This window comes from Psychrobacter sp. Ps6 (genome assembly GCF_022129235.1).
Lineage (GTDB): Bacteria > Pseudomonadota > Gammaproteobacteria > Pseudomonadales > Moraxellaceae > Psychrobacter.
The window spans coordinates 1-1,394 of sequence record NZ_JADQAI010000133.1 but is presented as its reverse complement, the minus strand read 5'-3'; the positions used below and the strand labels follow the sequence as shown (position 1 = coordinate 1,394).

Sequence of the window (1,394 nt, the reverse complement as noted above, 5' to 3'; positions counted from 1 at the left end):
AAATCTGTTTTACTAAAATTATTTGGAAATGAATAAAACAAACTTGAATAGCGTAAATATCAATCCATAGCTATTTTTTGTCGACATATTTGGTTGTCTTCATTTCCAACTCCTTTTATAAAGACCTTAATTTAGCCATTTTTGGCTAAACGAACAATACCAAGTAAATTATATTTAAGATAAGCCTTACGCTCTGCCCTTCACCACCGAAAATGGTCTAAATCACTGACCTCGATGGTGGTGACTAAGAAGGCCCGAAAATTTTTATTTCCCGAGAGTCTAACTCGTTTGCGGTTTTTGCGCGGCCAGAAGAACCTAACCAATTAAAAACACTGCTTTTTTAGTGAGCTATCAAATAACCGTTAACTGACATTAATCTTCAAATAGCGTGTCAGCACCAATCAATGGAATAATTCTCAACAGTACATCTTCCATTACACCACTGTCTGCAGTCGTAATTAACTTAGCACTACGGTCGGCCCATGACAGGGTTTGAATCAAACTTGCTGCCACTACTGATGGCTTATCTAGGTTCTTAACAGGTACTTCTGTCACGCCACCACGAATGCTTGTACTGATTGGACAACAAATTAATAGTCCAGACTTCTGATTATACTCTTTACTCGATAGCACTAAAGCTGGACGATATTTACCAATTTCTTTACCTTTTACTGGTTCAAAATCTAACCAAACAATATCGTTCCTTTGCGGTATATATTTCACCATTACTCGCCGAGCTCCTTGGCTGAAACAACCGCAATTTCATCTGCATGAGCCGTGTACGCATTCATGCTTTGTAATAATTCTTTTTCACTAAATGGAAAACGTTTTTTCTTTGCTTTAATTGGTTCAATTATAATTTTACCGCCTTCTGTTTTTACTTCAATTTCTGAGCCTTCTTCAAGACTCAACTGACGAATAAAAGCAGCAGGAATAATATTACCTAAGCTGTTACCTATCTTTCTAACTTGAGTACGCATACATTACCTTTACGTGGCTACTTTGTTATAACACTAATTATTGTATGCTTAACTGCCAGTGTCAACATTGTTATAACTTTCATTAAAACTAACACTGACGAATAAACAAATTCAAGTCCGCCATTCATTCGAACATGGCCACCTCTCACCAAATACCCTCGTTCCCAAACTGTCTTCAACAAAGTACTAGCCCACGAACTCGACAAGTTACAACGCTCGGCTATCTGCTCAGAAGTTACCTATTCCCCAGGATTTATTGACCGCAGAACTTTCAGCTGGGTTTTACTCAAATTTATTAGGCCAAATTGATCAGGAGCGAATCATACCGCTTCCATCAATTATCATCCGCTAAGGTTTATAACGAAATCACCAACTTTATTTTCGCTAAAAACTTGCCTCTGTTAGGTCAGTTAC

2 protein-coding genes are annotated in these 1,394 nt (G+C 37.6%); both read right to left on the bottom strand.

The features are described 5' to 3' along the window. Positions 1-372: 372 nt before the first annotated feature. The gene (locus I3255_RS14355) at positions 373-726 is read right to left on the bottom strand and encodes a type II toxin-antitoxin system PemK/MazF family toxin (RefSeq protein ID WP_107274097.1); all 354 of its coding nucleotides are present in this window, start codon (positions 724-726) and stop codon (positions 373-375) included. Beyond that, on the bottom strand, positions 726-980 hold the full coding sequence (locus I3255_RS14350; protein ID WP_238039426.1) for an AbrB/MazE/SpoVT family DNA-binding domain-containing protein: 255 nt from the start codon (positions 978-980) through the stop codon (positions 726-728). Before I3255_RS14350 ends, I3255_RS14355 begins: the two co-directional genes overlap by 1 nt. Between the last annotated feature and the right edge of the window lie 414 nt (positions 981-1,394).